This is a genomic window from Pseudomonas sp. Y39-6, from assembly GCF_023651955.1.
GTDB lineage: Bacteria > Pseudomonadota > Gammaproteobacteria > Pseudomonadales > Pseudomonadaceae > Aquipseudomonas > Aquipseudomonas veronii.
Genome location: NZ_CP069594.1, coordinates 6,141,206 through 6,163,335, shown reverse-complemented (window position 1 = coordinate 6,163,335; position 22,130 = coordinate 6,141,206). Strand labels below are relative to the sequence as shown.

The 22,130-nt window shown below is 60.8% G+C and carries 15 protein-coding genes; 5 read left to right on the top strand and 10 right to left on the bottom strand.

What is annotated here, in order from left to right:
• Nucleotides 1-138: 138 nt before the first annotated feature.
• Nucleotides 139-3,990 carry a sensor domain-containing protein gene (locus JN756_RS28010; RefSeq protein ID WP_057005133.1) on the bottom strand — a complete coding sequence of 1,284 codons (3,852 nt, stop codon included), beginning with the start codon at nt 3,988-3,990 and terminating at the stop codon, nt 139-141.
• Nucleotides 3,991-4,275: 285 nt separating this feature from the next.
• On the opposite strand from JN756_RS28010, the gene ettA reads away from it, so the two are divergent.
• Together ettA and gdhA are read left to right on the top strand one after the other, a co-directional pair.
• Nucleotides 4,276-5,940 (top strand): energy-dependent translational throttle protein EttA, encoded by a 1,665-nt coding sequence (gene ettA / locus JN756_RS28005; protein ID WP_017848266.1) that lies wholly within the window; start codon nt 4,276-4,278, stop codon nt 5,938-5,940.
• Between the two features lie 299 nt (nt 5,941-6,239).
• On the top strand, nt 6,240-7,577 hold the full coding sequence (gdhA, locus tag JN756_RS28000) for an NADP-specific glutamate dehydrogenase (RefSeq protein ID WP_108525511.1): 1,338 nt from the start codon (nt 6,240-6,242) through the stop codon (nt 7,575-7,577).
• On the opposite strand, the gene JN756_RS27995 is transcribed toward gdhA, so the two are convergent.
• The 5 genes from JN756_RS27995 to JN756_RS27975 all read right to left on the bottom strand — a co-directional run bounded on the left by JN756_RS27995 (nt 7,574) and on the right by JN756_RS27975 (nt 11,367).
• The gene (locus JN756_RS27995) at nt 7,574-8,071 is read right to left on the bottom strand and encodes a GreA/GreB family elongation factor (protein WP_201021571.1); all 498 of its coding nucleotides are present in this window, start codon (nt 8,069-8,071) and stop codon (nt 7,574-7,576) included. The genes gdhA and JN756_RS27995 overlap by 4 nt on opposite strands.
• Nucleotides 8,072-8,141: 70 nt before the next feature.
• Nucleotides 8,142-8,498, bottom strand: coding sequence for a hypothetical protein (locus JN756_RS27990; protein WP_046381987.1), 357 nt, complete (start codon nt 8,496-8,498; stop codon nt 8,142-8,144).
• A gap of 94 nt (nt 8,499-8,592) precedes the next feature.
• The gene (locus tag JN756_RS27985; RefSeq protein ID WP_046487702.1) at nt 8,593-8,898 is read right to left on the bottom strand and encodes a chorismate mutase; all 306 of its coding nucleotides are present in this window, start codon (nt 8,896-8,898) and stop codon (nt 8,593-8,595) included.
• A gap of 34 nt (nt 8,899-8,932) precedes the next feature.
• Nucleotides 8,933-10,786: an Lnb N-terminal periplasmic domain-containing protein gene (locus JN756_RS27980; RefSeq protein WP_046381989.1), complete on the bottom strand. Its 1,854-nt coding sequence runs from the start codon at nt 10,784-10,786 to the stop codon at nt 8,933-8,935.
• A gap of 92 nt (nt 10,787-10,878) precedes the next feature.
• Nucleotides 10,879-11,367 carry a DUF3015 domain-containing protein gene (locus JN756_RS27975; RefSeq protein ID WP_046381990.1) on the bottom strand — a complete coding sequence of 163 codons (489 nt, stop codon included), beginning with the start codon at nt 11,365-11,367 and terminating at the stop codon, nt 10,879-10,881.
• 267 nt (nt 11,368-11,634) lie between these two features.
• Here JN756_RS27975 and JN756_RS27970 point away from each other — a divergent pair, with 267 nt between their 5' ends.
• Entirely contained in the window at nt 11,635-14,073 is a 2,439-nt protein-coding gene (locus tag JN756_RS27970) for a Lon protease family protein (RefSeq protein ID WP_017847320.1), read from the top strand.
• Nucleotides 14,074-14,252: 179 nt separating this feature from the next.
• Nucleotides 14,253-14,570 (top strand): PA4575 family protein, encoded by a 318-nt coding sequence (locus JN756_RS27965; RefSeq protein ID WP_017847321.1) that lies wholly within the window; start codon nt 14,253-14,255, stop codon nt 14,568-14,570.
• Between the two features lie 6 nt (nt 14,571-14,576).
• On the opposite strand, the gene JN756_RS27960 is transcribed toward JN756_RS27965, so the two are convergent.
• A complete protein-coding gene (locus JN756_RS27960; protein WP_126588650.1) occupies nt 14,577-16,400 on the bottom strand; it encodes a hypothetical protein in 1,824 nt (607 codons plus the stop codon).
• A gap of 163 nt (nt 16,401-16,563) precedes the next feature.
• Between JN756_RS27960 and JN756_RS27955 the strand changes: the two genes are divergently transcribed.
• Entirely contained in the window at nt 16,564-17,052 is a 489-nt protein-coding gene (locus JN756_RS27955) for a TIGR00645 family protein (protein WP_017847323.1), read from the top strand.
• Between the two features lie 15 nt (nt 17,053-17,067).
• Here the strand turns inward: JN756_RS27955 and JN756_RS27950 are convergent, their stop codons facing one another.
• From JN756_RS27950 to JN756_RS27940, 3 genes are all read right to left on the bottom strand, one after another.
• Nucleotides 17,068-18,507: an ArnT family glycosyltransferase gene (locus tag JN756_RS27950; RefSeq protein WP_169864213.1), complete on the bottom strand. Its 1,440-nt coding sequence runs from the start codon at nt 18,505-18,507 to the stop codon at nt 17,068-17,070.
• A gap of 158 nt (nt 18,508-18,665) precedes the next feature.
• Complete coding sequence (locus JN756_RS27945) at nt 18,666-20,828, bottom strand: methyl-accepting chemotaxis protein (RefSeq protein WP_079444755.1); 2,163 nt, start codon at nt 20,826-20,828, stop codon at nt 18,666-18,668.
• A gap of 130 nt (nt 20,829-20,958) precedes the next feature.
• Nucleotides 20,959-22,101 (bottom strand): cyclic di-GMP phosphodiesterase, encoded by a 1,143-nt coding sequence (locus tag JN756_RS27940; RefSeq protein ID WP_126588649.1) that lies wholly within the window; start codon nt 22,099-22,101, stop codon nt 20,959-20,961.
• Nucleotides 22,102-22,130 lie beyond the last annotated feature (29 nt).

Genomic DNA, 22,130 nt, shown 5'->3' with positions numbered 1-22,130 from the left:
ACGTGGGGGGGACTGTACCGCCGCTATCGGGAGCAAGCTCCCTCCCACATTTGAATGTATTCACAAATCGAAGTGTGGGAGGGGCGGTGCGACGATTCGACGTGCTCCCGATGGGGCCAGCGGCTTCACCACAAACTCTCAGTCGAACATGAACAGCGCATCATTGCTGAACTGCGCCGCGAACCGATTCGGCGGCATCGGCCGCCCGAACAGATAACCTTGCACCTCATCGCAGCCATGCTCGCGCAGGAAGTCCAGTTGCTCATGGGTCTCCACGCCCTCGGCGATCACCGCCAGGTTGAGGCTGTGGGCCATGGCGATGATCGCACGGGCGATTTGCGCATCCTGCTCGCCGGACGGCAGGCCGTCGACGAAGGTGCGGTCGATCTTGAGCACGTCGATGGGGAATTGCTTGAGGTAGTTGAGCGACGAATAACCGGTGCCGAAGTCGTCCACCGCAATGCTCAGGCCGAGGTTTTTCAGGCTGGCGAGGATCTGCATGGCTTCGTTGACTTCGCGCATCAGGATACTTTCGGTCAGCTCCAGCTCCAGGCACGCCGGCGGCAGGCCGGTGTCCTCAAGGATGCTGGCGATACGCTCACCCAACTGACCATCGGAGAATTGCCGCGCCGAGATGTTCACCGAGACTTTCGGCACCCGCACCTTGTTCTGGTGCCAGCTCTTGAGCTGGCGGCAGGCTTCGCTGATCACCCAGTCGCCCACATCCACCACCAGGCCCAACTCTTCCAGCACTGGAATGAAGTCCCCTGGCGGCACCAGGCCACGGCGCGGGTGGCGCCAGCGCAGCAAGGCTTCGGCGCCGGTCAGGCGTTTGCCGTCGCCACTGAATTGCGGCTGGTAATAGAGCACGAATTCGTTCTGGTCGAGGGCGTGGCGCAGGTCGCTTTCCAACTCCAGGCGCTCCAGGGCGCTGGCGTTCATGTCGGCCTGGTAGAACTGGAAGTTGTTCTTGCCACGCTCCTTGGCGTGATACATCGCAGTGTCGGCGTTTTTCATCAACTGGCTCAGCTCGTTGCCGTCCTGCGGGCTGAGGGCGATGCCGATACTTGCGGTGACGAAAAACTCGCGGCCTTCCAGCACGAACGGTCTGACCAGGCTGGCGAGGATTTGCTCGGCCACGTGAATCGCGCGGTTCAGCGCCATTTCGCGGCTGATCCGCGGCTGCAGGAGCAGGGTGAACTCGTCACCGCCCATGCGCGCCACGGTGTCGTCTTCGGCCACGCAACCGAGCAGGCGGGTAGCCATCTCCTTGAGCATGCGGTCGCCGGCGGCGTGGCCCAGGGAGTCGTTGATCGGTTTGAAGCGGTCGAGGTCGAGGAACATCAGCACCACCCACGACTTCTGCCGTTCGGCCGACTGCAGTGCGGTGTGCAGGCGGTCCTGGAACAGCGTGCGGTTGGGCAGGTGGGTCAGGGCGTCGTAATAGGCCAGGCGGTGGATGCGCTGTTCGCTGGCCTTGCGCTCGCTGATATCGCTGAAGAAGCAGACGTAGCTGGCCAGGTCGCCTTCATCGTCGAACACGGCGGTAATGCCGACCCAGGCCGGGTAATGCTCGCCGTTGCGGCGCTTGAGCCACACTTCGCCTTCCCAGGTGCTGTGCTGGTGCAACTGCTTGAGCACATAGCGCAGGTGGGCTTCCTGCTGCTCGTCGACGGTGAGCATGTTCGGCAACTGGTCGAGCACGTCCGCCACGGCGTAGCCACTGACGCGGCTGAACGCCTCGTTGGCCTGCACGATATAGCCGGCCGGGTCGGTGATCAGGATCGCCGACGTGGAGTGCTCGAATACCGTGGCGGCCATGCGCAGGTCTTTCTCGGCGCGGCGCTGCTGGCTGATATCGCGGCCGACGCCGAGGATGCCCTCGAAGGCGCCGTGCTCGTCCCACACCAGCACCAGGCGCAGCTCGATCGGAACTTTACGCCCGTCGGCGCGCAGGCAGTCGAACAGGTACAGTTGGGTGTGGATGTCATCGCGCAGCTTGGCCAGCGCCTCGGCGTCGCCCAAGGCCCGGCTGACTTGCTCGACCAGGCTGTAGATGCCGGCCAATTGCTGCGGGTTGGCGATGATCGACTGCCAGCCATTCTTGAACACCCAGTCCACGTCATAGCCCAGCACGGCGTTGACCGAGGGGCTGATGTAGTTGAGGGCGAGGCGGCTGTCGGTGGAGCAGATCACGTCGCTGATGCTTTCGGCCAGCATGCGGTAGCGCTGTTCGCTGTCACGCAGGGATTCGCTGGCCTCGATCTGATCGGTAATGTCCTTGGCCACGCCGATGATGCGCGTGACCTGCGCGGTCTTGTCCCCGGCCAGGGCTTGCTCGCGGATATCGAAGCGGCGCCATTGATTGTTGCGGTGGCGAAAGCGCAACTGGCATTGCAGTTGGCTCGAATAACCGGCCTGGCGCTGCTGCTGGCGCAAGTCGTGGTAATGCTCGGCGTCCTCGGGGTGCAGCAGGATTTCCCAGAAGTACTCGCCCATTTGCTGCAATTCGGCCTTGTTATAGCCGAGGGTGTGGCCCAGGTGGTGGTTGCTGAAAATCATCCGCTGGCTGATCACATCCTGCACATACAGGTGATCGGGCACGGTTCGCACCACGTCCGACCAGAAACTTTCGCGCTCCACCAGCGACAGTTCGATCAGCTTGCGGCTGGTGATGTCGCTGATGCTGAGGATCACCGCCTTGAAGTCGTCGCGCTGTTCCGGCAGGCGCATCACCAGCCACAGGTATTGGTTGTTGCCGAGCACATCGTTGAGCTGGATTTCCAGTTCCAACTGGTTCTGTTGGGTCAGCACCGCCTCGAGCACCTGATAGCCGATGGCCGTGGCGTTGCGTGGGCAGTCATCGATCAGGCGTTCCCAGGCTTGCTCGCACGAGCTGACGTTCAACAGGCGCACCGCCACCTGGTTGACCTCGGTGACGCGCAGTTCCTTGAGCAACTGGCGACGCGCTTCGGGGTTGCCCTGCAGCCACCCGTGCAATTGCTCGCGCGTGCGGATCTTGGCCTTGTCGAAGAACGCGTTGAGCCCCGACAGGTCAAGCACGCACAGGGCCACGCCGGTGCCTTCGAAAATATCCTGATAACGCCGCCGACCTTCGTTCACCTGGCGCTGGCGGCGGCGCATATTCAACAGCACGATCACCGGCACCAACGAGAAGGCCAGGCCCAGCAGGCACTTGCCGATAAACGCCGGCAGCAATTGTTCCAGCACGGCGTTACGGTCGAAGAGGCCGCGCAGTTGCCAGTCGCTTTTGCTCAGTGGCGTGACCAGCACGCTTTTTTTCAACTCGTCCGGGGTCAGGGCGGCGGCCAATTGTGTCGGCATGCCGCTGTCACGGCTGACTACGTGGTGGTTCAGGCGATTCTCGACGGCCCACATCGGTCGCTGGCCCTGGCCATCCTGGCGGGTAAGGTTGGCCAGGTAGTTCGGCGCCAGGCGCAGCGCCCAGTACATTTTCGAATCGCCACTGGGCTGATGCAGCAGCAGATAAATGATGGTGCCGTTGTTGTCGTTGCTCAGGTAGTAGGGCTGGGAATGGCTGCGTTTGACCAGTTCCTCGAGGAAGTCGCTGTCCTGGCTGTCTTTGGCCGTGTCGCGGATTATCGCGCCGCTGGGGGCGAGCAGCGCGAAGCTGCGCAGTTCCGGCAGAGAGCGTTGCAAGCTGAGCATCAACGCCTGTTGCTGTTCGTCGTTGCGCGGCGGCTCGACCATCGGCAGCAGATTCAGCGCGATCTGTGCGCTCAGGGCCATGTTCAGGCTGATCTGTTCCGCCAGGTCGGCGCTGTAGTCGATGGTGTATTGCTGCTGGTTTTTCTGGTTCTGCTGCAGTTGGTCGAGCAGTTGCCAGAACAATAACGCGAGCAACATGAGGACAAGCGTCGCCAATGCGCCTTTGAGGGTGCCGTGCAGGGGCGCTCCCGGCGCTATGTGAGCGGCGCGCAGGGGAGTGGGCGGCGTGACGTTGGACAAACTGTGATCCTGCGGTTTGGCTGGACTGGCGCGCGACATGCACTATAAGCCGGACGCCCGGAGGGCGGCTAGCATGCCTTGACTTGTGGCAAAGTGCCAGTCCTGCCTGGCTGGACTGCCCTGGCGCATTCAGGTAGCTTTGCCGGTTACGCGGGGGCGTTCCAGCCCCAGACAATCAGGCTTTTTCCGCTCGCAGGCATTGATCAAGGTCAACGGCCCGCGCGGCGCATGGTCTGGCACGGGCTTCGCCCGCTCAATTCATCAGTCACTGACGCTAGGTTCACCATGGCTCAATACGTCTTCACCATGCATCGGCTGGGCAAAGTTGTTCCGCCGAAGCGGGAAATCCTGAAAAACATTTCGCTGTCTTTTTTCCCCGGCGCCAAGATCGGCGTGCTCGGCCTCAACGGTTCGGGTAAATCCACCCTGTTGAAAATCATGGCCGGCGTCGACACCGAGTTCGAAGGCGAAGCCCGCCCGATGCCCGATCTGAACATCGGCTACCTGCCGCAAGAACCGATCCTGGACCCGGCCAAGACCGTGCGCGAAGTGGTCGAAGAAGCCGTCAGCGTGATCAAGGACGCCCAGGCCCGCCTGGACGAAGTCTACGCCGCCTACGCCGAACCGGATGCTGACTTCGACAAGCTGGCCGCCGAACAGGCCAAGCTCGAAGCCATCCTGCAGGCTGGCGACGGTCACAACCTCGATCGCCAGCTGGAAGTCGCCGCCGATGCGCTGCGGCTGCCGGCGTGGGACGCCAAGGTCGAACACCTGTCCGGTGGTGAGAAGCGCCGTGTGGCCCTGTGCCGCCTGCTGCTGTCGGCTCCCGACATGCTGCTGCTCGACGAACCGACCAACCACTTGGACGCTGATTCCGTCGCCTGGCTGGAACATTTCCTTCACGACTTCCCGGGCACCGTGGTTGCGATCACGCACGACCGGTACTTCCTGGACAACGTCGCCGGCTGGATTCTCGAACTCGACCGTGGCGCCGGCATCCCTTACGAGGGCAACTACTCCGGTTGGCTCGAAGCCAAGTCCGACCGTCTGGCCGCCGAATCCAAGCAGCAATCGGCCCACGAAAAAGCCATGAAGGAAGAACTGGAGTGGGTGCGCAAAGGCGCCAAGGCCCGCCAGTCCAAATCCAAGGCACGTCTGCAACGCTTTGAAGAAATGCAGTCGCAGGAATTCCAGAAGCGCAGCGAAACCAACGAGATCTACATCCCGGCCGGCCCGCGCCTGGGTGACAAGGTCATCGAATTCAAGAACGTGTCCAAAGGCTATGGCGACCGCGTGTTGATCGACAACCTGTCGTTCTCCATGCCAAAAGGCGCGATCGTCGGCGTTATCGGCGGTAACGGTGCGGGTAAATCCACACTGTTCCGCATGCTGATGGGCAAGGAAACCCCGGACTCGGGCACCATCGAAGTCGGTGAAACCGTGCAACTGGCCTGCGTGGACCAAAGCCGCGAAGACCTCGACGGCAGCAAAACTGTGTTTCAGCAGATTTCCGACGGTTCCGACCAGATCCGTATCGGCAACTATGAAATCCCGTCGCGCACCTACGTCGGCCGTTTCAACTTCAAGGGCGGCGACCAGCAGAAGTTCGTCAAGGACCTGTCCGGTGGTGAGCGTGGTCGCTTGCACCTGGCCCTGACCCTGAAAGAGGGCGGCAACGTCCTGCTGCTCGACGAACCGTCCAACGACCTCGACGTTGAAACCCTGCGTTCCCTGGAAGAAGCCCTGCTGGACTTCCCGGGCGCCGCCATTGTGATCTCTCACGATCGGTGGTTCCTCGACCGCGTCGCGACCCACATCCTCGCGTATGAAGATGACTCGCAGGCGGTGTTCTTCGAAGGTAACTACACCGAGTACGAAGCGGATCGCAAGAAACGCCTGGGCGAAGCCGCTGCCCAGCCGCACCGTGTACGGCACAAGAAACTGGCCTGATTCGGGTCGGTTTGGAAAAGCGGAGCCTTCGGGCTCCGTTTTTTTTGCCCATTGCTTCCTGACGAACATCGATCAAATGTGGGAGGAGGCTTGCCTCCGATAGCGGTTTTTCAGTTGGTGCATGGCGCCGTTTTGAAATCCCCTTTTAGGTGCGATAAATGCCTGTTTTTCAGGTTTATTTATATCCAATGCACCATTTAAATTCACAAAGGCGACATTTTGCCCTGTCGCGGTGCGACATGAATTGATAAAGTCCGGCTCAATCGCCCTTAACGACAATAAATTTGCCGAGACTTTTCATGATCGAATCCGTTGAATCCTTCCTTGCCCGCCTGAAGAAACGCGACCCCGACCAGCCGGAATTCCACCAGGCTGTAGAAGAAGTCCTACGCAGCCTGTGGCCGTTTCTTGAAGCCAATCCTCACTACCTGACCTCGGGCATCCTGGAGCGCATCTGCGAGCCGGAACGTGCGATTACTTTCCGGGTGTCGTGGGTCGATGATCACGGCAAGGTTCAGGTCAACCGCGGTTTCCGTATCCAGATGAACAGTGCCATCGGCCCGTACAAGGGCGGCCTGCGCTTTCACCCGTCGGTCAACCTGGGCGTATTGAAATTCCTCGCCTTCGAACAGACCTTCAAAAACTCCCTGACCTCGTTGCCCATGGGCGGCGGCAAAGGCGGCTCGGACTTCGACCCCAAGGGCAAGAGCGACGCCGAAGTGATGCGCTTCTGCCAGGCGTTCATGAGCGAGTTGTACCGCCATATCGGCGCGGACGTGGACGTCCCGGCCGGCGATATCGGCGTGGGTGCCCGCGAGATCGGCTTCCTGTTCGGCCAGTACAAGCGCCTGAGCAACCAGTTCACTTCCGTGCTGACCGGCAAGGGCATGACCTACGGCGGCAGCTTGATCCGCCCCGAAGCCACCGGTTTCGGTTGCGTGTACTTCGCTGAAGAAATGCTCAAGCGCGATGGCCAGCGGGTCGAGGGCAAACGCGTGGCGGTCTCCGGCTCCGGCAACGTGGCGCAATACGCGGCGCGCAAGGTCATGGACCTGGGCGGCAAGGTGATTTCGCTGTCCGACTCCGAAGGCACCCTGTACGCCGAAAACGGGTTGACGGAGGAGCAATGGTCGGCGCTGCTGGAGCTGAAAAACGTCCAGCGCGGTCGCATCAGCGAACTGGCGGCCCGTTACGGCCTGGAGTTCCGCGCCGGTAAAACCCCGTGGGAACTGGCGTGCGACATCGCGCTGCCATGCGCCACCCAGAACGAACTCAACGCCGACGCTGCCCGCGCCCTGTTGCGCAACGGCTGCCTCTGCGTGGCCGAAGGCGCCAACATGCCGACCACCCTGGAGGCTGTGGATATCTTTATCGACGCAGGCATTCTGTTCGCCCCGGGTAAGGCGTCCAACGCTGGCGGCGTGGCGGTGAGTGGCCTGGAAATGTCGCAGAACGCCATGCGCCTGCTGTGGACCGCCGGTGAGGTGGACAGCAAACTGCACAACATCATGCAGTCGATCCACCACGCGTGCGTGCATTACGGTGAGGAAAACGGCCGGATCAACTACGTGAAAGGCGCGAATATCGCCGGCTTCGTCAAAGTCGCCGACGCGATGCTGGCCCAAGGCATCGTCTAGGTCTCGGCCTCGATGCGCAGCACTTCGATCAACTGATCGCCGACGGGGCGCTGCCACAGCACCTCGTCGCCCACCCGCGCCCCGAGCAGCGCCCGACCCAGGGGCGAACCCCAGTTGATCAGGCCCGCACCGGCATCGGCCTGGTCTTCACCGACCAACTGAATGCGCTGTTGCTCGTCCTGCTCATTGGCAAAGGTCACCCAACTGCCGATCTGCACCTTGTCGGTGGACACGGCCGGCGGCACCACCTGGGCACTCTGTAGCCGCTGGTTGAAGTAACGCAAATCCCGCTCAAGGTCGGCCTGGCGCTGTTTGTCGGCCTGTTCGCCCTTGGCGGATTCGACGCTGTATTCCTGCTGCAACTGCGCGACCTTGGCCTGCAACTGCGCCAACCCGCGCGCGGTGAGGCGATTGGGTTGCTCGCTGACCTGACGCTCGACCGGTGGGTCGGCCTGGGCGGCGGCGCTGTCTTCATTCACAAAAGCTCGGCTCATGACAGGCTCCCTCTATAGCGTTTGGGCCATGTTCGCCGCACTTAAGTTTCGACGAATGTCTGAAAGCGACCTATTGCGAGCGATAAGCCTTGGCTGCGTCGCGATCCTTCTCCTGCTGCCAGGCGCGCTCGCGCTCGTCCCAGTGATGATCTTTGTAATCGCGTAACTCCTCGTTTTCGCGCATGGCCTTGCACTGGCGAAAGCCATCTTCCCAGCCTTCGGCGTATACGCGGTCTTTCAGATAACGCGGCACATTCTTGCGAAACTCCCCGGTGATCACCCCCGCGGCCTGGCGACCACTGCTGCAACCGTCATCGAAGCCATCGGCAAACGCCGGTGGATAGCCCTTGGCCAGCAACTCCTGATGGGTCGATTGGCAACCCGACAACCCCAGCACCGCACACAGCATTACTGCATACCGCCACATTACTTGCTCCCTGGCCGTTTCACGGCTGATAGGGGAAGTTTAGAAGGGGATTCGTCGGGGGGATGTGAAAGGGGGGTGAGAAAGGTGTTGGGTGCTATGTCGTCTGATGGCTGGCCAGCGCAGCATGCTCAGCCAATTCTTGCTGGATAAACGCCGCAATCATCGCGCGGTACACCTGTTCGGTGACGTCGGGATTGGCGCCGACCGTGTGGGATAGGTCGCGTACTTTGCTGATCACCTGTTCGACGCGCTGTGGTGCCTTGACGCCGTCGGTGTCTTTTTTGAAGCGTGCCGCCTGGGAAACGTAGTGGCCGCGTTCGGCCAACAGGCTGACGATTTGCTGGTCGAGGCGGTCGATGTTGCTTCGGACTTCTTCAAGGGTGGTGCAGGTAACGGCCATGTTGAGTGAACTCCTGATTCTGGTTGGGCGTTGGTCAGTAGTGATACCACTTCATCTCAAGCATTACCTCATTCACCGGCGTCGACAAGTGGCTGTACTCGCGTTGGGCGCTCAGGCGCAGGCCGAGGTTGCGCGACAATTCCCACTGCTGGTTCAGGCTGATGCTGCGCCGTACTTCGCCATTGGTGAAGAAATCTCCCTTGGCTTCCAGGCTCAGGTTGCCCAGCGGGTTTTTCCACAGTACGCCGGTGTTGAAACCGGCGGCGGGGGAGATGGCTTCGCTGAAGTCGTTGTTGTGTTCCACGCGCACGGTGCCGAGGGCGAAGCCGAGCATGTCGTCGCGCAGTTGCCAGGTGCCGCCGGCGCCGCCGTTGACGTGGGCGACCAGGGTTTCATCGTCGTGTTTGCCCGGCACGCGTTCCAGGCCGCCGGTGACTTGCCATGACCAGGGTTGCAGCAACGCGTTGCGCGGAGTCAGGGAGCGGATGGTGGCCAGGTCCAGTTGCTGCAGTTGCCAGTGGTTGCCTTCGTACTGGCGCAGTTTCATTTGCAGGATCTCGATCTGCGCGCCGAGGGGGAAGCCTTCGGCGTTGTCGTTGAGGTCGTGGTAGGCCATGCGCAGGCCGTATTCGCCGAAGGCTTTGTCGCCACGCGTACCGATGCCGGCTTGCCAGGTGCGTGATTCATGGCCGGTTTCCGGCAGGCCTGGGGGCGTGATCTTCAGGTCGGGCGCGGGGTTCTGGTTGATCGCACGCAGCAGTTCGAAGCTGCGTTGGGAGCGTTCGGTGTCGCGCTCCAGGCCATTGGCGCGGTAGCGGCCGAGGCGGTAGGCGGCGTCGATGATCAGCGCCTGGCGCTCGCGCGGCAACGCTTTAAACGCAGGCGCCTGCAATTGTTTCTGGTCGTCGCTGACTTTCAGCACCCATTGCTGCTCGTCGCTGTCCAGCGGTTTGGCGCGTTCCAGCAACTCGCGCTCACGGGACGGGCGATAGTCGATCTTCTCGACCAGGCCGGCGTCTTTCACGGCCTTGACCGTGTCGGTGGGGATCGCAGTGAGCGGGAATTGCTCGGTCAGGCGCAGGCCGGGGCGGGCCACTTGCAGCAACTCCAACAGGCGGTAGGAGCAGTTTTCGTCGAAGAAGAAGTAGTCGAACTGGATCTGCTTGAGTTCCCACACGTGCTCGACCATGCGCTCGGTCTCGACCTGGGTCAGGTTCAGGCGGTATTCCCACAGGTCGCGGTTCTCCAGGCTGCGGTATTCGGAGAGTTTTTCCTGGTAGGGCACCAGGGCGAACAGGCCGGGGTAGCCGCCCATCAGGCCTTTCCAGGCGTAGAGGATGCTGTTGTCCGAGCCTTCGATGTACGCGCCGAAGTTGATCGCATAGCTGAGCAGCGCGGTGTTGTTGCTCTGCACGTCAGCCTGGTCGATGCGCAGCAGGGTGTGGCCGAACATCGATGAAGGGCTGTTGAGGTAGGCCGCCGGGAAGATCATCACCGCGCTATGGGGCGCGACGTCCTTGAACCATTGCTTGAATTCGTTGCAGCCCACGGCGGGCAGGTCGGTCAGTTGCAACCGGTCCTTGAGCCAGCGGGTACGTGCGGGGTAAACGCATTGTGCGTGTTTTTCACCCAGGCTGGCCGGCGCGTAGAGCGCGTCGACGGTGGCCTTGAGTTCGGCATCCGGGTGATGGGCGCCATCGGCGGCGAGGAAGAATTTTTTGTCGCTGACATAGCTGCGCCAGCCACTGACTTTGCCGGCTTCGTAATGGCCCAAGGACAACCAGAACGGATCGTTGGCCAATTGCTGCAAACGTTGATCATCAAGATGCGGCGCCGCATACAACGGGGCGCAGGCGAAGAGTGCCATCCAGGCAAGGCGTTTGAGCATAGGGGCAACTTAAGTCGGAAAAAGTGAGACCCAAGCGGGGAGGCGGGTCCAAAAATAAGACCCGCGCCTTGGAGGGCGCGGGCGGCTCGAGCTTAAGCCTGGGTTGCGTATTTCGCCAGGCGGGCATCACTTTTCAGTACAGCCAGGGTGTTGTTGTGGACATCGTCAGCGGTCACGTCGGCCTTGCTGAAGATTTGCTGGAAGTGCTCGTGGGTCACGGCAGCAAAGTGCTCGCGATCTTCTGGTGCAACGCCCAGTACCACGGCGTAGGTGGTCAGCGCCTCGCCATTGCCTTTGGCCATGTCTTCGGACAGCTCGTTCATCATGCCATTCATGGCAATCCACGATTTGCCGCCGTAGGTCAGGGCACTGTTGGTGCTGCAACCGTTGGTGCCCGAGGTCATGCCGAAGGTAGCGTTGCCCGAGGTGCCGTTGGTGGTGGACGCCAGGAAGTGCGCCGGCGTGCCGCGCTGGCCTTCGAACAGCATGTTGCCCCAACCGCAGTTCGGGCCACCGGGTGATTCAGCCATTGCGTTGAGGGAAACGACGGTGAAGAGAGTACCGAGAAGGATCCGTTTCATAGCTTTGTTCTCTTTGTGTGCAAACCAATGGACAAGGGTTCAGGCGCAGTAACGCGCCTTAGGGGCCGGTTATTAGTCCAGCCCGCGCAGTTTGGAGTTTAGGCAGGTTCCAGGGGTTCCGTGATTTTTAATAAAACAATCAGAGATATCTCGATTTTTTTGTAGGACGCAGCCCGTGTCTATGCTTTACCTCAGGCGCGCCTTGCCAGAGCGCGTAACAGAGAGCCAGAATGCCGCCATCTGCCCCGCCTGATGTAAGGAAGCCCGATGCCTGATCCTGTTGCTGCCAGCTTGCGTCTAGCGCCCGAAGCGCTGACTCGCCCTTTCTCCGCTGAACAGTTCAGCTTCTCGACCACCAATGATTTGGAGCCCTTTCGCGGTGTGCTTGGCCAGGAACGTGCGGTTGAAGCCTTGCAGTTCGGTGTGGCCATGCCACGCCCCGGTTACAACGTGTTTGTCATGGGCGAGCCGGGCACCGGTCGCTTTTCGTTCGTCAAACGCTACCTGAAGGCCGAAGGCAAACGCCTGCAGACCCCGTCGGACTGGGTCTATGTGAATAATTTCGATGAGCCCCGCGAACCCCGCGCCTTGGAACTGCCGGCAGGCGGCGCCGCGGCGTTCATCAGCGACATCAACGGCTTGATCGACAACCTGGTGGCGACCTTCCCGGCAGTGTTCGAACACCCGACGTATCAACAACGCAAAAGCGCTATCGACCGCGCGTTCAACCAGCGTTACGACAAGGCATTGGACGTGATCGAACGCCTGGCCCTGGAAAAGGACGTGGCGCTGTACCGCGACAGTTCCAACATCGCGTTCACCCCGATGCTCGACGGCAAGGCGCTGGACGAGGCCGAGTTCTCGCAGCTGCCGGAAGTCGATCGCGAGCGCTTCCACACCGATATTTCCGAACTGGAAGAACGCCTCAACGAAGAGCTGGCCAGCCTGCCGCAGTGGAAGCGTGAGTCGAACAACCAACTGCGTCAGTTCAACGAAGAAACCATCACCCTGGCCCTACAGCCATTGCTGTCACCGTTGTCGGAAAAGTACGCAGAAAACGCCGCCGTATGCGGTTACCTGCAAGCCATGCAGGTGTACTTGCTGAAAACCGTGGTCGAGCAATTGGTGGACGATGCCAAGACCGACGCCCAGGCCCGCAAGCTGCTCGAAGAACAGTACTGCCCGAGCCTGGTGGTCGGCCATCCGGTCAACGGCGGCGCTCCGGTGGTGTTTGAACCGCACCCGACCTACGACAACCTGTTCGGCCGGATCGAATACAGCACCGATCAGGGCGCGCTCTACACCACCTATCGTCAGTTGCGTCCGGGCGCCTTGCACCGGGCCAACGGCGGGTTCCTGATCCTCGAAGCCGAGAAGATGCTCAGCGAGCCGTTTGTGTGGGACGCCCTCAAGCGTTCCCTGCAGTCGCGCAAGCTGAAGATGGAGTCGCCGCTGGGCGAGCTGGGCCGCCTGGCCACGGTGACGCTCAACCCGCAGATGATCGCGTTGCAGGTCAAGGTGATCATCATCGGTTCCCGCCAGCTGTACTACGCGTTGCAGGACGCCGATCCGGACTTCCAGGAAATGTTCCGCGTGCTGGTGGATTTCGACGAAGACATCCCGATGGTCGACGAAAGCCTCGAGCAGTTCGCGCAGTTGCTGAAAACCCGCACCTCGGAAGAGGGCATGGCGCCGCTGACCTCGGACGCGGTGGCGCGCTTGGCCACTTATAGCGCACGCCTGGCCGAACACCAGGGGCGGTTGTCGGCGCGCATTGGCGACTTGTTCCAACTGGTCAGCGAGGCGGATTTCATTCGCCACCTGGCGGGCGACGAAATGACCGACGCCGGCCACATCGAACGTGCGCTGAAGGCCAAGGCCACGCGCACCGGGCGGGTGTCGGCGCGGATTCTCGACGACATGCTCGCCGGGGTGATCCTGATCGACACCGCCGGCGCAGCGGTCGGCAAGTGCAACGGGCTGACGGTGCTGGAAGTCGGCGATTCGGCGTTCGGCGTGCCAGCGCGGATTTCCGCCACGGTGTACCCGGGCGGCAGCGGCATCGTCGACATCGAGCGTGAGGTCAACCTCGGCCAGCCGATTCACTCCAAGGGTGTGATGATCCTCACCGGTTACCTGGGCAGCCGTTATGCTCAGGAATTCCCGCTGGCGATCTCGGCGAGTATCGCGCTGGAACAGTCCTACGGTTATGTGGACGGCGACAGCGCGTCCCTGGGCGAGGCCTGTACCTTGATTTCGGCCTTGTCGAAAACCCCGCTCAAACAGTGTTTTGCCATCACCGGTTCGATCAACCAGTTTGGTGAAGTGCAGGCGGTGGGCGGGGTCAACGAGAAGATCGAAGGTTTCTTCCGCCTCTGCGAAGCGCGTGGGCTGACCGGCGAACAAGGCGCGATCATTCCGCAGGCCAACGTAGCCACGCTGATGCTCGATGAGAAGGTGTTGCAGGCCGTGCGCGCCGGGCAATTCCATATCTATGCGGTGCGCCAGGCGGATGAGGCGTTGAGCCTGCTGGTCGGCGAGCCGGCCGGTGAGCCGGACGCAGAAGGGCAATTCCCCGAAGGCACGGTGAATGCGCGTGTGGTCGAGCGTTTGCGCGCGATTGCCGAGATGATCAGCGAGGAAGACTTGAAGGAAGCTGAGAAGGAACTGGCGCTGCACGCGCAGGCGGAAGCCAAACCGAGCTGATCGGTTAGCCCGCCACTAAATTGACTCCAGGTTGGGGGCCAACGCCCGTTGGTCTCTACAACCTTGGTTTATCGCGTTTTTCTTCTATTCTGAGCACTAGGGATATCCACCGGAGTCGCAGGATAGAAACAGTCTCGCCGTGCTTGAGGCTGAACGCCGATCTACCGAGGGTCGCCGCCATGCCGCGCAACCTTTGCCTGACCCGCCAGTGTCTGGGCCTGGGCACTCGCATCGAATGCTCCATTCGCCCTCTCGCGGGGGATAACGGGATGTGGACGTTGTTGTTTGCCGCTGGAATGACCGGTGAGCAGCCTTCGACCATCAAATCCCAGGGACCGTTTCCCGGGCCGTTCGTGGCCGAAACCTTCCTGCAATCAATCGTCGAAAACCTGACCCAGCAAGGCTACGAGCTGGCGCAGGAGCCGCAGATCTGGTGCCTGCATCTGCAGGCCCACCTGCGTCAGCTCAATAACGGGCAGGAATGCCTGGCCCTGTAGGCCCGGTTATTTGCCTTCGGGCTTGTCCAGCTTGACCTCGAAGCCGTATTGCACGGTGCTCAGGTTGGTACGCTGGTAGCTTTCCAGCTGGGTCGGCTGGCCGTAGAAGTAGTGCACATCAAACAACGCCGTGCCGTATTCCTCGGCGTGGTGGCTGACCCCGAGGATTTCCTTGAGGTAGTTGCCGCTGGCGTCCTTGGCATAGAAGCGCCAACTGTCGGACGGGAACTGCGCCTGGTCGACGATCAGCGCGTTGTCCTTGAGCGACAGGCCCTTGGGCAGCTTGGTCACGTCGATCGTGGCTTGGTCGATGCTGGCCAGGAACAGCGGAATCGAGCCCACCACAAACGCCGGGTTCTCCGGGAACAGGTTGAGGTCGTAGGTGAGTGTGCCGCGTGCAGGGTTCAGCTCGAAGGCTTCGCTCGGCAACTCGATGGGCTCGCCGCGCTCGCCTTTTTCATTGGCTGTGAAAAACGTCACCGGGGCTTCGTCGCTGTTGCGTTCGGTGCCCGCCAATTCGTCGTTGAAGGTGTAGGGGTGGTCAAACACGATATGCGCGGCGCTGGCATCTTCGACGGACTGGCTGATGGTCACGCTGTTTTTCAGTTGGTCCTCGGTCATCGTCGCGGTTTTCAGCCAACTGGCGGTGCTGTCGTCGTACACCGTTACCGCCATCGGCAAGGCTTGCACGGTTTTCTGCAGGCTGTTCTTGTCGAAGCGCAATACGGGCAGGTCGAGGTCCTTGCGGGTCAGCGTGGCCTTGGAAAAGTCCAGCACGTCGACCTGCAGCGTGTCGATCAGGCCATTGAAGTAGACCTTGGCGTAATGGCTGCTTTGCTGGTGTTCGAAGGCTTTCTGCTCGTCCGTCAGTTGTTTCTCAAACGCGTCCGACCAGGCTTTCTGCTTTTGCATCTGCGCCAGTTGTTTCTCGTAGAACGCCACCTGCGCGGCATTTTCGTTGATCGAGCCCGAGCGCGTGAGGAACTGCCCGGTACTGTCGCGGGCCTGCACCAGCAACGGGTCCGGTGATTCGTCGCCGACCTCCGCCGCCAGCGGTTCGTGGTTGGTCAGTTCGATCTCGGCGTAGTTTTTTTCCAGGCTCAGCAGGTTGAGGGTGATATTGCCCTCGGTGCGTGGGTGGCCGAGGTCTTTTTTCGACAGGTCGAACGTCAGCACCTTGCCCGGCGCGACCACCTCGACTGTACCTTTGAGGCTGACGGGCTGCGGCTGGCTCTTGTTGTCGGTCTCGATGCCGTCGATGAACGGGTAGGTCACCGTCAGGTCATCGGGGTTGGTCAGGTTGGAACTGCTGGGGCTCAACTGGATGCCGGGATCGGTTTCCGACCATTCCGGCTGGAAGGGGATGACTTTGCTGTTGCTCAAGGTCACCGACTGCCATTCCAGGCCGTGGGGGAACGGGAACTGGTCGGGGGTGTTGAAGTTGAACGGGAACACCGGCTGCAGATCGGTCAGGTAGTCGGAGTGGGAGGTCTTGCGCAGCACGAACAGGCCGTTGATGTAGGTGTCGACCAGGGCCTGGGGCGTGGGGTAGTGCTTGAGCAGGGCCAGGCTGTCTTCGCCGTATTCGGCTTCGATGGGCTTGCTGGCGAGCTTGACCCGCGCCCGTTCCAGCAACAACAGCGAACCGCCGAGGTCGGCGATGGCGTCGCGCAGTTTGGGGTCCTGGATACTGTCGAGCGACTGTTCGAACTGCTTGGTTTTCTCTTCGAGGGTGGTCTGCTTTTGCTCGTCGCTGGGAGAACAGCCACCGGCCAGCAGCAATGCCGCACACAGGCCGATGCTGGCCCAAGGGGAACGCACATCCATCATCTTGAGTTTTCCTGTCCGACGTCTTTGAGCCGAGTTGATGGCCTCGACACTAGCAGAAAAACGCTCTTACAGATGCCACTCAGGTCAGTTTTCTCGCGGTCACAGGTGTTGGGTAGCGGCTGGTATACTCGCCGTCATTTCTAACCACGCTGTGTGAGATTCAATGGAACGCTTTATCGAAAATACGATGTACGCCTCGCGCTGGTTGCTGGCGCCGATCTACCTGGGGTTGTCCCTGGGCTTGTTGATCCTGGCATTGAAATTCTTCCAGGAAATCATTCACGTCGTTCCCAATATCTTCAGCATGCTCGAATCGGAAGTGATCCTGCTGCTGTTGTCGTTGATCGACATGGCACTGGTCGGCGGCCTGCTGGTGATGGTGATGATCTCCGGCTACGAGAACTTCGTCTCGCAGCTGGACATCGATGAAAACAAGGAAAAGCTCAACTGGCTGGGCACCATGGACTCTTCCTCGCTGAAGATGAAAGTGGCCGCCTCCATCGTGGCGATTTCCTCCATCCACCTGCTGCGCATCTTCATGGATGCCAAGAACGTCGATCCGCAGCATTTGATGTGGTACGTGATCATCCACATGACCTTTGTGGTCTCGGCGTTCGCCATGGGTTACCTGGACAAGCTCACCAAGCACTGATCCCCCGCGCCGGCCTTACTGCCCGATGAAGTAGTAAGGCTGGCGATTGATTGCCATCTCCTTGATCACCGTGACCTTGCCGGTCAGTTGCTCCGTGTTATCCAGCAGCGCGACGTTGCCGGGGGCGGCGGCCAGGTAACTGCGCAGTTCGGGCTCGGTTTGCAGAATCGGCAAGTAGGCCTGCAGATAGAACACGCTGGCGCCATCGATGCGCTCGTTGGGCCGGAACAACGCGACCTTTTTGCCTTCGGCCTGTAGCGCCTGGATCTGGCTCATCACGGGCACGAAGGACTGTTTTTTGTCGGCCTTTGGCGCGAACCAGAAAGCAGCGCTCAGGTAGCAGGCGATGAGCACGGTGAACACGCCGCCAATCACGATTTTATGCCGCTTATACAGCGCCGGTTTGTGATCTTTCAGCCAGTGCAGCAGCACCTGCGCATATTCCGCAGCCAGTACGGCGGCGGCTGGCGTCAGCGCCATCAGGTATACGGTGCGCTTGCTGGAAGCCAGGGTCAGCAGGGTGAATTGCGCCACCAGCCAGACGCAGAAAAACAGACGGTAGCGGTTGCGCACCAGGCTTTTACGGAAGTGCCACAACCCCAGGTACACCAGGATATTCCACGGCAAAAAGGCTTCGGGCAGTTTGGCGATGTAGTAGTAGAAGGGTTCGTAGTGCCCGGCTTCGACAAACGAGCCGCTGAACCGCCCGACGCTGTTGGTCCACAGCACTTCGCCCACCGCCTGCAGCCCGCCGCGCTGGAACAGAAACCCCAGCCAGATCAGCAGTGGCACCAAGGCCAGCAGGGTAAACAGTGCCGGCCGCAGCCAGTCGCCGATGCGCAGGCGTTTGTCCATCCAACTGGTGCAGGCCAGGTACACAAAGATCACGATGCCCGGCATCGCCAGGCCCAGCACGCCTTTGCTCAGGGTGGCGATCACCATCCCGGCCGTGAACAGGGCCCACGCCCAGGCGGTTGAGCCCTGGCGCTCGGACGCCGGCCGCATGGCCTGGTAGAACGCCAGCAGCGCGGTGGTCACACCCAGGCTGAGCAATGCATCTTCACCGACGCCGCGCACATTGCTCCAGTAACTGGCCATGGTCGCCAGGATCAGCGCCGCGCAGAACGCCAGTGTCTTTGGCCGCCCGAACGTGCGGAGCATCCCGTAAAGCAGCATCACGCTGAACAACCCGGCGAACGCCGAGGCCAGGCGCACGGCCCCGGGCGTGCCGCCAAACAGGCGGATCGCGCCGGCGTCGAGCCACAGGCTCAGGGGCGGTTTTTCCAGGAACGGCTCACGGAACAGCCGTGGCACCACCCAGTCGTTGTCCAGGTGCATGGCCATGGCGATCCCGCCGACGCGGGCTTCAGTGGAGCCTTGCAGTTCATGGTTACCAAGGGCGAAGAAGAACAACAGGCCAGCAAGCAGGAGCAGCAGAGGAACGGGACGCGTCATGGGGGCTGGTTACCGGGGCAGGGGGCCGTTCGAGGGAACGGCTCGCAATCGGTGAGTATAGGGGGGCGATTCTTAATATTTCATGAATGGGTACGAGGTTTGTGCAGGGGGACCGGGGCGGTGGTTTATTTCCGCCCCGGCTTCATTGCGGATGGGGGTTATGTCGCTTTGACTTTAAACCGGCTCAACCCTTGTTGCATGGAGCTGGCCCGTTCCGACAGGTCGCGGGCAGCCACCGCGCATTGTTGGGAGTTGGCCTGATTCTGCTGGGTGACTTCGTCGATCTGCTCCAGGCCGATACTGGCTTGCTGCAAGCCGGACGCCTGTTCACTCGAGGCTTGGTAGATCAGCGACACCAGGCTGGAAACGGTGCTGGTGCCGGTGACGATGTTTCGCAACGAGTCGGCCGTGCGACCGGCGATGACCATGCCGCGCTGTGTCTTGGTCGACGAGTCGGCGATCAGCGCCGCGGTTTGCTGGGCCGCTTCGGCACTGCGGGCGGCGAGGCTCCTGACTTCATCGGCGACGACGGCAAAGCCACGGCCCAATTCGCCGGCACGTGCCGCCTCGATCGCCGCGTTCAAGGCCAGCAGGTTGGTCTGGGCGGCGATGTTGTCGATGGTGGTGATGATCGCGGTGATGTCTTTGCCCGAGTTGTCGATTTCGGTCATGGCGGCGATCAGTTCGCTCATCAGCTTGTCACTTTCCCCGGCGTCGGCGCGTGAGGCCTGGGATTGTTCGTCGGCCTTTTTCGCGTTGGCGGCGTTGTCGGTGGTCTGCGCGGCCATTTGCGTCATGACGGCACTGATCTCAGTGATGGACGACGCCGAGTTGGACGCACCATCGGACAACGACTGGCTCAACTCGGTGACCTGTGCGGAGCTGCCGGTGATTTGCGTGGCGCTGGCCTGCACCTGGGAAATCAAGGTGTTCAAGTTGCCGACCATTTTTTCCAGGGACTTGCCCAACGTGTCGTTGGGGGAAGACAAACGCACTTCCAGGTCCAGATCGCCTTCGGAGATACGTTCAGCCACACGGACCTGACGCTGCAGGCTTTCGGACATCTCGTTCAAGGCCAAGGACAACTGGCCGACTTCATCGTCGGATTTTTGCACCAGGCGACGCGAGAAATCCCCCAGGCTGATGTTGGCAGCCAAGGCGGCGGCTTCACGAATCGGCCCGACGATTTTTGCGGTGGCGAACCACAGCGCCAGCAATGCCAGTACCGAGATACCCAGGCCGACCGAGACCTGCCAGATACTGCTGCTGACGCCACGGGATTGCAGTTCCTTCTCCAGGGCAATCGCCTGGCTCATGACCACCGCCTTGGGCAGGTGGATCAAGATGGCCCAGGGTTTTTCGGTGCGGCCCAGGATGATCGGCATCTGTACTTCGATTTCCTGGGACTCCTGGTTGAGGCGACTGTCGCCCTGGCCTTTCTGCACATTGGCCAGCACCTTGTCCCAGGTGTCGGGTAGCAATGCCTTCAATGACTGGCCGATCAGTTCCGGCCGTTTACTGTCGGCGACCACCAAGCCCTGGTTGCTCAGGATCGACACCGAACCTTTGCCGCCGTAGAGGTCGGCGGACATTTGCTCGCTGAGTTTCTGGATAAACGAGATGTCGAAGTCTGCGCCGACCACGCCGTAAAACTTGCCATTGGCGGTGATCGGCACCGAGAGCGTGGTCAGCCACACATTTTTGCCTTGCACCACGTAGGGAAGGGGGTCGAGCACGCTTTCTTTCAGGGTGTCCCGGGGGCCGCTGTACCAGCCGCCCTTGAGCACGCCATTGGGGTGGCGGGCATCGGAGTCGTATTCGACCAGCGGTTGCACGGCGATATGGCCGTCCGAGCCGCGTGTCCAATAGGGCGTGAAGCGGCCGGTCAAGGGGTTGTTGCCGCCTTCGTTGTTACGAAACGCTTGGTCCTGGCCGTCCACCGCATCCGGCTCCCAGCACGAATACGTGCCGTTGAAGTCGGGGTTGTCCTTGAGCACGCTGAGCAACATTGTATTGATTTGATCGCGGCCCAGTGCCAGCGGGCTTTGCGCACTTTTACTCGCGCCCAGCGTATTGGCCAGCGTGCGTGCCGAGTCCAAGGCATTTTGCAGTTTCGCCCTGATCGCATTGGCACGGGACTCCGCCAGGTTTTGTACTTCGCGAATGGTGCCGCTTTCGATCAATGTTGAAACTTCGGTGCCCACGTAGGCTTGATTGGCGGTTGAGGAGTACAACCCATATAACACCAGGCTTGCGCAAGAGATTAACAGGCAGAGTCCGGCGGTGAAGCAAATCCGAGTCTGTAATGAGTTGAATTTCATGGTATTTCCTGCCCACGCTAGTAGTTGCCGACATAATTGGATGGCGGCATTTCAGTTTTTTTGTTCGCAAGGCTTACTGCTTGATCATGGGCTGCTTGAGCATATAAATGCAGTACAGCTGGGGCGTCGCTTAGTTCTGCTCGGACGCCTCATCGTCGAGCCAGAGACGTTCGGTGTTTTTAAAGCCATAACGCTGTGACGGTACGCGCGCAATGATGCGATCGGTTTGTTCGGGATCACTCAGATCGATTATTTTTGGGGTGATATAAATATTCAACACCGGCACGAAGAACAACTTAATCTTTGGCGTCAATAAAGAGTCGGGGTGTTGTTCGATCACCACGCCGATACTGCCACTTTTCAACTGAACGATAGACCCCACCGGATAAATACCCACGGACTTCAAAAACGCGCGGAACACCTCGTCGTCGAAATGCCCGTCCCATGTCGACATTTGCTGGATGGCGACCGCGGGGTCCCAGCCTTGGTTGTAGGAACGATCCGAGGTGATTGCATCGTAGACATCGCAAACGGCGGCCATTCGCGCAAAAAGACTGATCTGGTCGCCGACCAACTGATGGGGGTAGCCGCTGCCGTCCACCCGTTCATGGTGATGCAGGCAGACATCCACGACCATGTCGCACATCTGCGAAGTCGCCAGCAGGGTTTTCTCACCTTCCAGCGGGTGCGTGCGTATCAGTTGCAATTCGTCACCGCTCAAGCGCCCGGGCTTGTTGAGGATCGCGCCCGGTATGGCCATTTTGCCGATGTCATGCAGCAGGCCGGCCATCCCGACCCGGCGAATCAACACGGCGGGCAGGTTCAACTGGTTGCCCAGGGCAATCATCAGTGCACACACGGCGACCGAATGCATATAGGTGTAATCGTCGAGGCTTTTCAGGCGTGCCAGGCTGATGAAGGCATTGGGATGGCGGGCGATCGACGCGGAAATGTCGTCGACCAGTACGCTGATATTCTCCAACTCCAGGGCGCGGCCCATGCGGACATGGCTGAACATCTCGACCACGGCGGTCTTGGCGCGGGCACAGATTTCCTGGGCGGCAACAAGCTCGTCGTTCATGCGGGTGGGAGTGATCGTCGCCGCCGCGGGCGCAGGGGGCGGCTCTGCTGACTGGGGCGTCTCGGGTAGTTGCGCGCCGCAGCCCATGGCGCATTGGATATCCGCCTGCGCGTCGCGTGCGCGACCTTGCCAGAAGGGCCTGGCCTCGCCGCTGTCTGGCGCCAGATGATAGAGCTCATTACATTTCAACATGATTTGCCCTCTGTTGATTTTGTTCTTAT